This window comes from Streptomyces sp. NBC_00490 (assembly GCF_036013645.1).
Taxonomy (GTDB): Bacteria; Actinomycetota; Actinomycetes; order Streptomycetales; family Streptomycetaceae; genus Streptomyces; species Streptomyces canus_F.
In genome coordinates, this window is sequence record NZ_CP107869.1 from 4,533,224 (window position 1) to 4,546,098 (window position 12,875).

A 12,875-nucleotide genomic window follows, 5' to 3' on the forward strand; every position below is an offset into this window, starting at 1 on the left:
GAGCCCCCGGATGAGAACCGTCACGCTGCCCACCGAGCAGCGGCACCTCCCCCGGCCCGGGCGGTACGCCGTCGCGCCCGGCCGCTCGCTCGTCGAACTCGCCGCCCGGTACGGCCCGTTGCCCACCTTCCGCCGCCGTCTCACCCTCGCCGGCGCCTCGCTGACCGTGCCGGACGACGACCCGGACGCCCGGCCCTCCTTGCGCTTCGAGCTGCTCGACCCGCCCGCCGTCCTCACCGGCACGCACATCGCGCCCCTCGACGGCGGCCGGCACCTCCAGGTCACCGGCGACCTCGAACTGCGCGGTGTCGCCTTCCCGGTGCTGCTGCGGCTGCGGGTCGTCGAGCGCACCGACGACCTGCTCCTCGTCGTCGGCACGGTCCTGATGCCGTACCGGCTGCTGCGCCGGGCCACCGGGTTCCGGCTGCCGTGGCGCCGGCCGGCCACGCGGCTGCGGCTGCTGGTCGCGGCGGAGTTCACGTGCGCCGCGGAGCCCGCGTGAGGGCGGCCCGGCGGGCGGCGCTCGGCGCCGTACTCGCCCTCCTCGCCCTGCTGCTCCTGCCACCAGGGCAGGCCTCGGCGGCCTCGTACCGGGTGGCGATGCAGGGGTACGCCTTCGCGCCCGCCTCCCTCACCGTGCCTGTCGGGTCCACCGTGACCTGGACCAACGGGGACACGGCACCGCACGACGTGAAGACGACGTCCGGTCCGGTCGCGATCCACTCCCCGATGCTGAACAAGGGGCAGAGCTGGACCTACACGTTCACCGCGGCCGGTTCGTACGGCTACTACTGCACCGTGCATCCGGACATGACGGCGCGGATCACGGTGGTGGCGGCACCGAAGCCCACCCCGAAGCCGACGCCCACCCCCACCCACCAGCACGGGACCGGCAGCTCGCACGAGGCCATGCCGATGCCGACCCGGACGGCCCCGACCACCCACCGGGCCGCCGGCACGTCCCCGAAGCCCTCCGCACCGCCCTCGCCGTCACCGTCGCCGAGCACCTCGCCCCCCGTCGCGGCGGCGGCCCCGCCGACCGAACCCGTGGCCGCGGCCCGGCCCCTGCAACCCCTGCTGCTCCTGACCGGACTCATCGCCGGGGTGGCCGTCCTCTGTCTGCTCCTGGTCGGCTCCCGGGCGGCCGCGTCCCGCGCCGAGGACTGAGCGTGCGGCGCTACCTCGCCCGGTAGCGCCGCATCTTCGCGCGTGCCCCGCACACCTGCATCGAGCACCAGCGGCCCCGGCCCGCGGGACTGCGGTCGTAGTAGGCCCAGTGGCAGTCGGCCGCCTCGCAGGCCTTCAGCCGCAGCCAGGTCCCCGCGACCAGGGCCTCGGCGACGGCCGCCGCGACCCGGGAGAGCAGTGGCGCCCCGTCGGCGGGCGCGAGCGCGGCCGAGCCGTCACCCGCGTCGATTGTCACGACCAGCGGCGCCGCCGCCAGCAGCGCGCCGAGCGGGGTCACCGCGCGGTGCGGCGGGTGGCCGGCGTGCGCGAGCAGGGCCGCGCGCAGTGCTTCGCGCAGCTCACGGGCGCCCGCGGCCTCTTCCTCCGTGAGTCCGAAGCGCGTCCGGCCGTCCGCCGTGTCGAGCGCGTCGGCGCCCGACTCGAGGTTGAGGGTGTTGACCAGGGACTCCACCAGACCCAGGTCCCCCGGCGCCGCCGATCGTTCACTCATGCTTGCGACGTTACCGCCTATGCGGCAGCATGCAGTAACGGTTACCGGTTACCCGGCTATAGAGGTAACCCCGCTCCGAGGAGGAAGACATGGCTCTCGCCACACTGGGCGTCGTCGTCCTGGACTGCCCGGACCCCCGTGCGCTGGCCGGTTTCTACGCCGAGGTGGTGGGCGGCACCGTCGAGGGCGACGGCGACTGGGTGGACCTGAAGGTGCCCGGCGGACCGTCGCTGGCCTTCCAGGCCGCCTCCGGATTCGTACCGCCCGAGTGGCCCCGCGCGGACCACAACTCGCAGCAGTTCCACCTGGACCTGACCGTCGACGACATGGACGCGGCTGAGAAGGAAGTGCTGGCCCTCGGCGCCCGGCCGCTGGACACCGCCGACCGCTCACGCGCCTGGCGTGTGTACGCGGACCCGGCGGGGCACCCTTTCTGTCTGTGCGCCAGCTGAGACCTGGAGGGTCCACCGTGACTGTGGCTCGTTTCCGTTCCGTAGTGATCGACTGTCCCGACCCGCTCGCGCTCGCCCAGTTCTACGCGGCGATCGTGGGCGGAACCCCCAGCATGGAGGAGGCCGACTGGGTCGTCCTGGAGACCCCCGGCGCGCCACGGCTCGCCTTCCAACAGGCGCCCGGGTTCACGCCCCCGGAGTGGCCGCGGGCGGACCACAACTCGCAGCAGTTCCACATCGACCTCGACGCCGGGTCGACGTGGGAGGAGATCGACGCGGCGGAACGGGAGGTCCTGGCCCTGGGCGCGCGTCCGCTGCACGCGCAGGACAAGGACGACTTCCGGGTGTACGCCGATCCGGCGGGGCATCCCTTCTGCCTCTGCCGGATCGAGCACACGTGACCGGTGGGCCGCCGCGGTCCACGAGGACGCCGGATCGTCCCGCTCGACCGGTACGCCGCTAGCCGTCCAGGTCGGAGATCTTCGCCGTCGACGCCTCGCGGCGCTCCTGGGCCGCGCGGGCCGCGAAGTCGGCGCCGCGCAGCACACGCTGGACGTTGCCCCAGGCCAGCAGGGCGATGTCGGCCTCGCACCAGTCACGCCGCAGGAGTTCGGCGATCAGGTGCGGGTAGCAGGAGGCGTCGGTGAGGTCCTGCGGATGGGCGGTGCCGGCGTCGTAGGTGCCGGACAGGCCCACGCACTCGGCGCCCGCGAGGGAGCGGACGTGGTCGAGGTGGTCGGCGACGTCCCGCACGGACGGGCCGGTCTGCTCGGCGGTGAGCGGCACCATGCACAGCCCCTTGGCGGCGCCCAGCTCGGTGAGCAGGTCGTCGGGGAGGTTCGCCGGATGGGGGCGCAGGGCGCGGGCGGCGGAGCGGGTGCACACGACCGGCGCCTTGGACACGGCGAGAGCGCGGCGGGTCGTGTCGGCGGAGGCGCCCGAGAGATCGGCGAGGACACCGAGCCGGTTCATCTCGCGCAGCACCTCCTCGCCGAACCGGGTCAGACCAGCCTCGCTCGCCCAGCTCACGCCGGACAGGGTGAGCACCCGCAGGCCGAGGGCGTGCAGCGAGCGCAGGATGCCGAGCGAGTCGCCGAGCGCGGCGGCACCGGCGGGCCCGAGCAGCACGGCGACCCGGCCGCAGTGCCGTACGTCGGCGGTCTCCCCGGCGGTACGGGCGAGCCGCAGCCCCTCCGGGTGGGCCCCTACGACGGTCTTCACCAGGTCCAGCTGCTCCAGCGTCGCGCCGACGGCCCGGTCGCCGCCGATGCTCTCGGGCAGGTGCAGCGACCAGAACAGCGCGCCGACATGCCCTTCCCGCAGCCGCGGCACATCGGTGTCGACGGAACTCTCTCCGAGCTCCAGGTCGAACCACGGCAGATGCCGCAGCGCCCACGGCAGCCCGCTGTACCCGTCGGCGACGGGATGCGCGGCGAGGATGGCGTGCGCCCGCTCCAGGGGCTCGGTGTCCGGATCGGAGACCGGCGTGTAGGGCTCCGACTCGACGAACGGGTCGGGCAGGTCGTCGAGCCCGGCGACCTCGCTGGTGGTGTGCAGTTCGTCCTGGAGGTCTGCCATGGCGGGCTCCGTACGTCGTGATGGGCGGCATCAGCAGTACGGTCACCGTCGCACGGGGGGCGGAGGGCTTCCTGGTGGGCGGGGCGTTCGGGGGTACTCCGGTTCAGCGACCCTGTGCCGCGTCGATCACCTCGTCCAGGGTGTCCCGGGAGCGGACCAGGTCGGCGATCATCCGGTCGATGCGGTCGCGCTCCGCCGTGAGGTCGGCGACGAGCCGCGGGGTGGCGACGGCGGAGGGTCCGCCGTCGGTGTCCCGCATACAGGGCAGCAACTGGGCGATCCGGCTGCTGTGCAGTCCGGCCGCGAACAGCTCCTGGATCCGCACCACCCGGTCGACGGCCGCCTCCGGGTAGTCACGGTGCCCGCCGGGGGTCCGGTCGGCGCGCAGCAGCCCCTGGGCTTCGTAGTACCGCAGGGACCGCTCGCTGACATTGGTCCGCCGGGCCAGTTCACCGATCCGCATGCGCACCCACCCCCGGGCTTGAATCTGACATCAGTGTCAACTTCTACCGTACGGTCATGACGCAGACAACGGACTTCCTCGCACCGGCCCGCCTCGGCTCCCTGGCCCTCCCCAACCGTCTGGTGATGGCCCCGATGACCCGCAACAGGGCCGAGGACGACGGCACACCCTCCCCCCTCATGGTCACCTACTACGCCCAGCGCGCCTCCGCCGGCCTGATCATCGCCGAGGCCGCGACACCGAACGCGGTCGGACAGACGTACCCGAACATCACGGCGATCCACACCCCGCGGCACGTGACGGGGTGGCGGCAGGTCACGGACGCCGTACGCGAGGCGGGCGGCCAGATGTTCCTCCAGCTCCAGCACGGCGGCCGGGTGGGCCACCCGGCCACCAGCGGGCACACCCCGGTCGCGCCCTCTCCCGTCCCGCTCCCGGAGACGATCTTCACGCCCGAGGGCCGTCAACAGGCCGTGACACCGCGGGAGATGACCACCGACGACGTCCGCTCCACCGCCGCCGACTTCGCCACGGCCGCGCGCAACGCGATCGAGGCCGGATTCGAGGGCGTCGAGGTGCACTCCGCCAACGGCCATCTCCTGCACCAGTTCCTGTCCGCCAACACCAACCGGCGCACGGACGCCTACGGCACCGACCGGACCCGCTTCACCGCGGAGGTCGTCGAAGCCGTCGCCGCCGCGATCGGCCCCGAGCGGGTGGGCGTACGCATCTCCCCCGGAGTCACCGTGAACGGCATCGACGAGGGCGACCCGGAGGAGATCTATCCGCCGCTCGTCGAGAAACTCGGCGCTCTCGGACTCGCCTATCTGCACGTCGTGTACGCCGACCCGGACTCCGACCTGTTCCGGCGGATCCGCGCGCAGTGGCCGGGCACCCTGATCGCGAACCCGGTACTGAAGGACTTCTCCGCCGGCGAAGTACGTCACGGCGCCGAGCGCGCCCTCGCCGCCGGAGCCGACCTCGTCGCCCTCGGGCGTCCGTTCCTCGCCAACCCCGACCTGGTGGCGCGGCTGCGAACGGGCGCGCCGCTCAACCCCGTTCGGGACCGCTACCTGATGTACGTGGGCGGGGCGGCCGGTTACACCGACTACCCCGCCCTCGACGAACTCCCCGAAGAGCCCGCTCAGCTGTCCAGCGACTCGATCGTCGCGTTCGACGGCGAGCGCGTCGCCTGAAGGTCCCGGGCCACGTCCTCGGCGGCCCCGAGCACCCGGACCGCGTTCTGCCAGGTGAGCTTGGCCAGGTCGGACCTGGACCAGCCGCGGTCCAGGAGCTCCGCGATCAGGTTCGGGTAGCCGGAGACGTCGTCCAGGCCGTCGGGGGTGAAGGCCGTGCCGTCGTAGTCGCCGCCGATGCCGAGATGGTCGATGCCCGCCACCTCACGCATGTGGTCGAGGTGGTCGGCGACCGTGGAGACCGTGGCGATGGGGCGCGGGCGCTGCTCCTCGAAGGCGCGGTGGACCTTCATCGCGTCCGGAGTCGTCGCCAGATGGTGGAAGCCGTGGGCGCGCATGTTCTCGTCGGCCGCGGCCGTCCAGTCCACCGCGGCCTGGAGCACGAACTTCGGCACGAACGTCACCATCGCCATGCCGCCGTTGGCGGGGAGGCGCTCCAGGACGTCGTCCGGGATGTTGCGCGGGTGGTCGCACACCGCCCGCGACGACGAGTGGGAGAAGATCACCGGCGCGAGTGTGGAGTCCAGCGCGTCCCTCATCGTCGTGGCCGCCACATGCGACAGATCGACGAGCATGCCCTCGCGGTTCATCTCCCGCACCACCGCACGGCCGAAGGCCGACAGCCCACCGACGCGCGGCACGTCGGTCGCCGAGTCCGCCCAGTCGTTGTTGTCGTTGTGGGTGAGGGTCATGTAGCGGACGCCGAGGGCGTACAACGCGCGTAGCGTGGCAAGAGAGTTGGCGATGGAGTGGCCGCCCTCGGCCCCCATCAGCGACGCGATACGGCCCTCCGCCCGCGCCGCCTCCATGTCCGCCGCGCTCAGCGCGGCCCGCAGATCGGCCGGGTGCCGGTCGATCAACTGCCGTACGCAGTCGATCTGTTCCAGCGTCGCCGGCACCGCGTCGGGCAGGTCCGAGCGGACGTACACCGACCAGTACTGCGCGCCCACGCCACCGGCCCGCAGCCGGGCGAGGTCGGTGTGCAGATGGGCGCTCTGGTCGGTGGCGATGTCCCGGGCGTCGAGGTCGTAGCGGACCTGTTCGCGCAGCGCCCAGGGCAGGTCGTTGTGGCCGTCGACGACGGGGAACTCCCGCAGCAGTGCCCGGGCGGTCTCCACGGAGCTCACAGCCGTCACTTCCCGAAACCGAAGCCGTTGCCCGGCCCCTCGACCTTGGCGCGCAGCCGCTTGCCCTTCTCGGCGGCCTGCTCGCCCAGCTCCTGCTGGAACTCCTTCATCCGGCCGAGGAGCTCCGGGTCGTGGGCGGCGAGGATCCGGGCCGCCAGCAGGCCCGCGTTGCGGGCGCCGGCCACGGAGACCGTCGCGACGGGCACACCGGCCGGCATCTGCACGATCGACAGCAGCGAGTCCATGCCGTCCAGGTACTTCAGCGGGACCGGCACGCCGATGACCGGCAGCGGGGTGACGGAGGCGAGCATCCCCGGCAGATGGGCCGCGCCACCGGCGCCCGCGATGATCACCTTGATGCCCCGACCGGCCGCCTCCTCGCCGTACGCGATCATCTCGCGCGGCATGCGGTGGGCGGAGACGACGTCGACCTCGTACTCGATCTCGAACTCGTCGAGCGCCTGGGCGGCGGCCTCCATGACGGGCCAGTCGGAGTCCGACCCCATGACGATGCCTACAACGGGGCTCATTCGGTGATCGTGCCTCTCAGATAGCCGGCTGCGTGACGGGCGCGCTCCAGCACGTCGTCGAGGTCGTCGCCGTAGGTGTTGACGTGGCCGACCTTGCGGCCGGGCTTCACGTCCTTGCCGTACATGTGGATCTTCAGCTGCGGGTCGCGGGCCATGCAGTGCAGGTACGCGGAGTACATGTCCGGGTAGTCGCCGCCGAGGACGTTCGCCATGACCGTCCACTTCGCGCGGGGGCGCGGGTCGCCGAGGGGCAGGTCGAGGACGGCCCGGACGTGGTTGGCGAACTGGGAGGTGATCGCGCCGTCCTGGGTCCAGTGGCCGGAGTTGTGCGGGCGCATCGCGAGCTCGTTGACCAGGATGCGGCCGTCGCGGGTCTGGAACAGCTCGACGGCGAGGTGGCCGACGACGTCCAGTTCCTTGGCGATGCTCAGCGCCATCTCCTCGGCCTTGAGCGCGAGGGCCGGGTCCAGGTCGGGCGCCGGGGCGATCACTGTGTCGCACACGCCGTTGACCTGCTGGGATTCCACCACCGGGTAGGCGACGGCCTGGCCGTGCGGCGACCGTACGACGTTGGCGGCGAGCTCACGGGCGAAGTCGACCTTCTCCTCCGCGAGGACCGGGACACCGGCCCGGAAGGGGTCGGCGGCCTCCTCGACGCTGTCGACGACCCACACACCCTTGCCGTCGTAGCCGCCGCGGACGGTCTTGAGGACGACCGGGAAGCCGTCCCCCTCCGCCGCGAAGGCGGCCACGTCCGCCGGGTCGCTCACGATCCGGTGCCGTGGGCACGGCACCCCGATCGCGTCGAGCCGCGCTCGCATGACGCCCTTGTCCTGGGCGTGCACGAGCGCGTCGGGCCCGGGGCGCACGGGGATGCCGTCCGCCTCCAGCGCCCGGAGGTGCTCGGTGGGTACGTGTTCGTGATCGAAGGTGATCACATCGCAGCCCCTCGCGAAGTCACGCAGCGTGTCGAGGTCGCGATAGTCGCCGATGACGACATCGCCTACGACCTGCGCCGCGGAATCCTGAGGGGTGTCACTGAGGAGCTTGAACCTGATGCCGAGCGGGATGCCTGCCTCGTGTGTCATACGAGCGAGCTGGCCTCCGCCGACCATGCCGACTACCGGGAACGTCACCCTCCTAGGGTATCGGCCATGTCGGGGCGGCCGGATTCCGTCCCTTGCACACGCCATTTCCGCCGATCTGGCCCGAAACACGCACCCGTCTTCACGTCCTGTTCCCAATCTGTGAGCTCGTCCACAAGCGTTTGCACAGGGGGGTGGTTAGCATGGCTTGGTTGACGAAACCGGACGGACGGGGGCAGGCACGACCATGGGACGTGGTTCCTCGGCGCTTCATGCGGCGCCTCCGAGCGCGGTACGACAACGCGTCGACCGGCTCGTGCGCGAGGCCGCCAAGTTCGGCGCCGTGGGCGGAGCGGGTCTGCTCGTCAACCTTCTCGTCTTCAACCTGGTGCGGCACACGACCGACCTGCCGGTGGTGCGCGCCAGTGTGGTCGCCACGGTCGTCGCGATCATCTCGAACTACATCGGCTTCCGGTATTTCACCTACCGGGAGCGCGACAAGAGCGGCCGCACCAAGGAGCTGACCCTCTTCCTGCTGTTCAGCGCGGTCGGCCTGGTGATCGAGAACGGCGTGCTCTACGCGGCGACGTACGGGTTCGGCTGGGACAGCCCGCTGCAGAGCAACATCTTCAAGTTCGTCGGCATCGGCATCGCCACCCTGTTCCGCTTCTGGTCCTACCGGTCGTGGGTGTTCAAGACCCTGCCGGGACCCGAGGTGGTCGCCAGCGCGGAATCGTTCCTGGCCGAGGCGGAGGACGTGCAGACCCGGCGGCCGAAGCAGCGGAGCGGGCAGCGGGTCGGCTGAGCCGCCCGGTCACCGTACGGTCGGTTCCGCCTCCGGTACCGGCTTCTGCACCGGCGTACGCGACAGGAACAGCCCGAACACCGCCGGCTGCGCCTGGAGCATCTCCAGACGCCCTCCGTCGGCCTCCGCGAGGTCCCGGGCGACAGCAAGGCCGATACCCGTCGAGTTCCGCCCGCTGATCGCCCGCTCGAAGATCCGCGCGCCCAGGTCCGCGGGCACCCCGGGCCCCTCGTCCGTGACCTCGATGACCGCCTGGTTGCCGGTCACCCGGGTACGCAGCGCCACCGTGCCGCCACCGTGCATGAGCGAGTTCTCGATCAGTGCCGCCAGCACCTGCGCCACCGCGCCCGGTGTCCCGACCGCGCGCAGATGCCGCTTGCCGGAGCTCACGATGGCGCGGCCCACGCTGCGGTAGGCGGGGCGCCACTCGGCGAGCTGCTGCTGGATGACCTCGTCGAGCTCGAAGGAGACGGCGGAGCCGGTACGGGGGTCGCGGGAGTTGGTGAGCAGCCGCTCCACCACGTCCGTCAGGCGTTCCACCTGCGTGAGCGCGATGGTGGCCTCTTCCTTCACCGTGTCCAGGTCCTCGGTGAGGGTGATCTCCTCCAGCCGCATGGACAGGGCGGTCAGCGGCGTGCGCAGCTGGTGGGAGGCATCCGCCGCCAGCCGCCGCTCGGCGGTGAGCATGCGGGCGATGCGCTCGGCGGAGGAGTCAAGGACGTCGGCGACCCGGTCGAGCTCGTGGACGCCGTAGCGCTTGTGCCGGGGGCGCGGGTCGCCGGAACCGAGCCGTTCCGCGGTCTCGGCGAGGTCGGTCAGCGGCGACGCCAGCTTGTTGGCCTGCCGTACGGCGAGCAGCACGGCCGCGATCACCGCGAGCAGCGCCACCGCCCCGATGATCAGCAGGGTCCGGCCCACCTCCCGGGTCACCGAAGAGCGCGGCTCCTGGACAGTGACCGTCTCGCCCTCCTCGCCCGTCTCCGTGGCGCTGATGACGTCCCCGGTCGCCTTGGTGCCGACCTCGATGACGGGCTCTCCCGGGATCCGGATCACGGCGTACCGGTCCCCGGCGACCTGCTCCTTCAGCACCCCCGCGTCGACGGTCTGCTCCCCGAGCAGCCGGCTGTCCACGATGCTGGCCAGCCGCACGGCCTCGGAGTCGACCCGCTCCTGGGCACTGTTGCTGATGGTCCGCGTCTCGACGATGACGAGACTCACACCGAAGACGGCGATGACGACCAGCACCACAGCAAGGGTGGACTGAATAAGACGGCGACGCACGGGGCCCTCCGGACGGTGACTTTATGAGAGGGGCAAGCGCAACCGACCCAAGGGGCGCGGGGAACTGCGCGACCAGCCCCCACTCACCCGCAGAGGCCGACGCACCTCAGCTCTTCTCGAACCGGAAGCCCACTCCACGCACGGTGGCGATGTAACGGGGGTTGGCCGCATCGTCGCCCAACTTCTTCCGCAGCCACGAGATGTGCATGTCGAGCGTCTTGGTCGACGACCACCACGTCGTGTCCCACACCTCGCGCATCAGCTGGTCCCGGGTCACCACGCGCCCCGCGTCCCGCACCAGGACCCGCAGCAGGTCGAACTCCTTGGCCGTGAGCTGAAGCTCCTCCTCGCCCATCCAGGCACGATGGGACTCCACGTCGATCCGCACCCCGTGCGTCGCCGGCGGCTGCGCCGGCTCCGCCGCACCGCGCCGGAGCAGGGCCCGGACCCGGGCGAGCAGTTCGGCGAGCCGGAACGGCTTGGTGACGTAGTCGTCGGCGCCGGCGTCGAGGCCCACCACGGTGTCCACCTCGTCCGCACGCGCGGTCAGGATGAGGATGGGCACGGTGAGGCCTTCGGCACGCAGTCGGCGTGCCACCTCGAGGCCGTCCATGCCGGGGAGTCCGAGGTCCAGCACGACCAGATCGATGCCGCCCTGGATGCCGGCGTCGAGTGCGGTGGGGCCGTCCTCGCGCACCTCGACCTCGTACCCCTCCCGTCGCAGTGCGCGGGCCAGCGGCTCCGAGATGGACGCATCGTCCTCGGCGAGCAGTACACGGGTCATGAGCTGATGGTAGACCGCCCTTGACAGAAGCTGGGGTGTGATCGCAAGCCCGTGATTCTTACCATGGGGCGTTCTGGTGCGAACCTCTGTCTTGGCGGTGAGAACCCGGTAAGAGCCTTGGAAAAGGTGTGTACGGTTCCCTGATACCTGTGATCCATCTCTCAAGTCCTTTCATTTCCGGCACTGTCCTGCCGTATGGTGAAAGACGCCTTTTGCAGCACGGGGACCTTTGGCAGAGCAGTTCGGCTGAAGGTCTTTTCTGTGTGCGGGCCGGCCACCGTCGGCCTGGAAACACGTTGCGCGTCCCCACCAGCAAGGAACGACCATGGCGTCCAGCCTGACGAAGGACTCGGCCCGACCGGGCACCCCCGGCACCGAGCAGACCTTCTTCGGCCACCCCCGCGGACTGGCCACTCTCTTCATGACCGAGATGTGGGAGCGTTTCTCCTACTACGGCATGAGGGCTCTCCTCCCGCTGTACCTCGTCGCCCCGGGCGGCCTCCACCTCAGCGCCGCGACAGCGACCGCGATCTACTCCGTGTACGTGTCGCTGGTGTACCTGCTCGCGCTGCCCGGCGGCTGGTTCGGCGACCGCGTCTGGGGTCCCCGCAAGACCGTCGCCGTCGCCGGTGGCGTCATCATGCTCGGCCACCTCACCCTGGCGCTGCCGAACTCCGGCACCTTCTACGCCGGTCTCGGCCTCGTGGCGATCGGCTCCGGTCTGCTGAAGGCCAACATCTCGACGATGGTCGGCCACCTCTACGACGGTCCGGACGACCCGCGTCGCGACGGTGGCTTCACCGTCTTCTACATGGGCATCAACCTCGGCGCGTTCGCCGCGCCGCTGGTCATCGGCACCATCGGCGAGAACGTCAACTGGCACCTGGGCTTCGCTCTCGCCGCGCTCGGCATGGCGCTGGGCCTCGGCCAGTTCCTGATCGGCTCCCGCCACCTCGCGGACCGCTCCAGCGTCGTCCCGACGCCGCTGTCCGCCGAGGAGAAGGCCTCCACGCTGCGCAAGGCCGCGATCTGGGCTTCCGTCGCCGTGGTCTTCTACGCGATCGTCGGCTTCTCCGGCCACTACACGCTGAACTGGATCCTGGTCCCGCTGACCCTGCTCGGCCTGATCATCCCGGTGATGGTGCTGGCCCGCATCAAGCGCGACAAGGACCTGGACCGCACCGAGCAGCGCTCGATGTCCGCGTACATCTGGTTCTTCGTCGCCGCGGCCGTGTTCTGGATGATCTACGACCAGGGCGGCTCGACCCTGTCGATCTTCGCCGACTCCTCCGCCGACAACACCATCTTCGGCTGGGAGTTCCCGGTCTCCTGGTACCAGTCGGTCAACCCGGTCCTGATCATGGCGCTGGCCCCGGTCTTCGCCTGGTTCTGGCTCGCGCTGAACCGGCGCGGCAAGGAGCCGAGCACGATCGTGAAGTTCGCCTCGGGCCTGGTCCTGGTCGGTGCGTCCTTCTTCCTGTTCCTCGCCCCGCTGTCGATCGCCGAGGGCGGTCACAAGGCGGCCGCGGCGTGGCTGGTGGCGATCTACTTCGTCCAGACGGTGGGCGAGCTGCTCCTGTCGCCGGTCGGCCTGTCGGTGACGACGAAGATGGCCCCGGCCAAGTACGCCTCCCAGATGATGGGCGTCTGGTTCCTGGCCGTCACCGCCGGTGACGCCACGACCGGTCTGCTCTCCATCGCCGGCGTCGACCTCAACAAGACGGGCATCGTCGCCCTGGAGGCCACGCTCGCCGTGGTCGCCGGTGTCGCGGTCTGGATGTACCGCAACCGCGTCAAGGAGCTCATGGGCTCCGTGCACTGACGTTTCTTCGAACGAAGGGCCGCCTCACCACCCGGTGCGGTGGCCCTTCGCGGTTTTCCGGCCGCGCTCGAGGA

General features: G+C 71.0%; 15 protein-coding genes. 7 read left to right on the forward strand and 8 right to left on the reverse strand.

Features of this window, described 5'->3' with window-relative positions; translation table 11 throughout:
• The first annotated feature begins 10 nt into the window (after positions 1-10).
• Together OG381_RS20345 and OG381_RS20350 are read left to right on the forward strand one after the other, a co-directional pair.
• Positions 11-502, forward strand: coding sequence for a hypothetical protein (locus tag OG381_RS20345; protein ID WP_327717491.1), 492 nt, complete (start codon positions 11-13; stop codon positions 500-502).
• Positions 481-1,167: a cupredoxin domain-containing protein gene (locus OG381_RS20350; protein WP_327717492.1), complete on the forward strand. Its 687-nt coding sequence runs from the start codon at positions 481-483 to the stop codon at positions 1,165-1,167. The genes OG381_RS20345 and OG381_RS20350 overlap by 22 nt, the downstream gene beginning before the upstream one ends.
• Positions 1,168-1,177: 10 nt before the next feature.
• Here OG381_RS20350 and OG381_RS20355 read toward each other — a convergent pair whose 3' ends face one another.
• On the reverse strand, positions 1,178-1,678 hold the full coding sequence (locus OG381_RS20355; RefSeq protein ID WP_327717493.1) for a CGNR zinc finger domain-containing protein: 501 nt from the start codon (positions 1,676-1,678) through the stop codon (positions 1,178-1,180).
• Between the two features lie 89 nt (positions 1,679-1,767).
• Between OG381_RS20355 and OG381_RS20360 the strand changes: the two genes are divergently transcribed.
• Complete coding sequence (locus OG381_RS20360; RefSeq protein WP_327717494.1) at positions 1,768-2,130, forward strand: VOC family protein; 363 nt, start codon at positions 1,768-1,770, stop codon at positions 2,128-2,130.
• 17 nt (positions 2,131-2,147) lie between these two features.
• Positions 2,148-2,531, forward strand: coding sequence for a VOC family protein (locus OG381_RS20365; protein WP_327717495.1), 384 nt, complete (start codon positions 2,148-2,150; stop codon positions 2,529-2,531).
• Between the two features lie 58 nt (positions 2,532-2,589).
• Here the strand turns inward: OG381_RS20365 and OG381_RS20370 are convergent, their stop codons facing one another.
• Both OG381_RS20370 and OG381_RS20375 read right to left on the reverse strand, forming a co-directional pair.
• Positions 2,590-3,708 (reverse strand): dipeptidase, encoded by a 1,119-nt coding sequence (locus OG381_RS20370; protein WP_327717496.1) that lies wholly within the window; start codon positions 3,706-3,708, stop codon positions 2,590-2,592.
• Positions 3,709-3,811: 103 nt separating this feature from the next.
• Positions 3,812-4,171, reverse strand: coding sequence for a MerR family transcriptional regulator (locus tag OG381_RS20375; RefSeq protein ID WP_327717497.1), 360 nt, complete (start codon positions 4,169-4,171; stop codon positions 3,812-3,814).
• Between the two features lie 56 nt (positions 4,172-4,227).
• Here OG381_RS20375 and OG381_RS20380 point away from each other — a divergent pair, with 56 nt between their 5' ends.
• Positions 4,228-5,367 (forward strand): alkene reductase, encoded by a 1,140-nt coding sequence (locus tag OG381_RS20380; RefSeq protein ID WP_327717498.1) that lies wholly within the window; start codon positions 4,228-4,230, stop codon positions 5,365-5,367.
• Here OG381_RS20380 and OG381_RS20385 read toward each other — a convergent pair.
• Genes OG381_RS20385 through OG381_RS20395 form a run of 3 tightly spaced genes read right to left on the reverse strand, consistent with a single transcriptional unit; the run spans position 5,316 to position 8,160 of the window.
• Positions 5,316-6,494 carry a dipeptidase gene (locus tag OG381_RS20385; protein ID WP_327717499.1) on the reverse strand — a complete coding sequence of 393 codons (1,179 nt, stop codon included), beginning with the start codon at positions 6,492-6,494 and terminating at the stop codon, positions 5,316-5,318. The two genes, OG381_RS20380 and OG381_RS20385, sit on opposite strands and share 52 nt — an antisense overlap.
• A gap of 5 nt (positions 6,495-6,499) precedes the next feature.
• Positions 6,500-7,024, reverse strand: coding sequence for a 5-(carboxyamino)imidazole ribonucleotide mutase (purE, locus tag OG381_RS20390; protein WP_327717500.1), 525 nt, complete (start codon positions 7,022-7,024; stop codon positions 6,500-6,502).
• Complete coding sequence (locus tag OG381_RS20395; protein ID WP_307029788.1) at positions 7,021-8,160, reverse strand: 5-(carboxyamino)imidazole ribonucleotide synthase; 1,140 nt, start codon at positions 8,158-8,160, stop codon at positions 7,021-7,023. The genes purE and OG381_RS20395 overlap by 4 nt, the downstream gene beginning before the upstream one ends.
• A 196-nt stretch (positions 8,161-8,356) precedes the next feature.
• On the opposite strand from OG381_RS20395, the gene OG381_RS20400 reads away from it, so the two are divergent.
• A complete protein-coding gene (locus tag OG381_RS20400; protein WP_327717501.1) occupies positions 8,357-8,914 on the forward strand; it encodes a GtrA family protein in 558 nt (185 codons plus the stop codon).
• A 9-nt stretch (positions 8,915-8,923) separates the two neighbouring features.
• Here the strand turns inward: OG381_RS20400 and OG381_RS20405 are convergent, their stop codons facing one another.
• Together OG381_RS20405 and OG381_RS20410 are read right to left on the reverse strand one after the other, a co-directional pair.
• The gene (locus tag OG381_RS20405) at positions 8,924-10,195 is read right to left on the reverse strand and encodes an ATP-binding protein (protein WP_327717502.1); all 1,272 of its coding nucleotides are present in this window, start codon (positions 10,193-10,195) and stop codon (positions 8,924-8,926) included.
• Positions 10,196-10,301: 106 nt separating this feature from the next.
• Complete coding sequence (locus OG381_RS20410) at positions 10,302-10,979, reverse strand: response regulator transcription factor (protein WP_266826134.1); 678 nt, start codon at positions 10,977-10,979, stop codon at positions 10,302-10,304.
• A gap of 325 nt (positions 10,980-11,304) precedes the next feature.
• Between OG381_RS20410 and OG381_RS20415 the strand changes: the two genes are divergently transcribed.
• A complete protein-coding gene (locus tag OG381_RS20415; protein ID WP_327717503.1) occupies positions 11,305-12,801 on the forward strand; it encodes an oligopeptide:H+ symporter in 1,497 nt (498 codons plus the stop codon).
• Positions 12,802-12,875 lie beyond the last annotated feature (74 nt).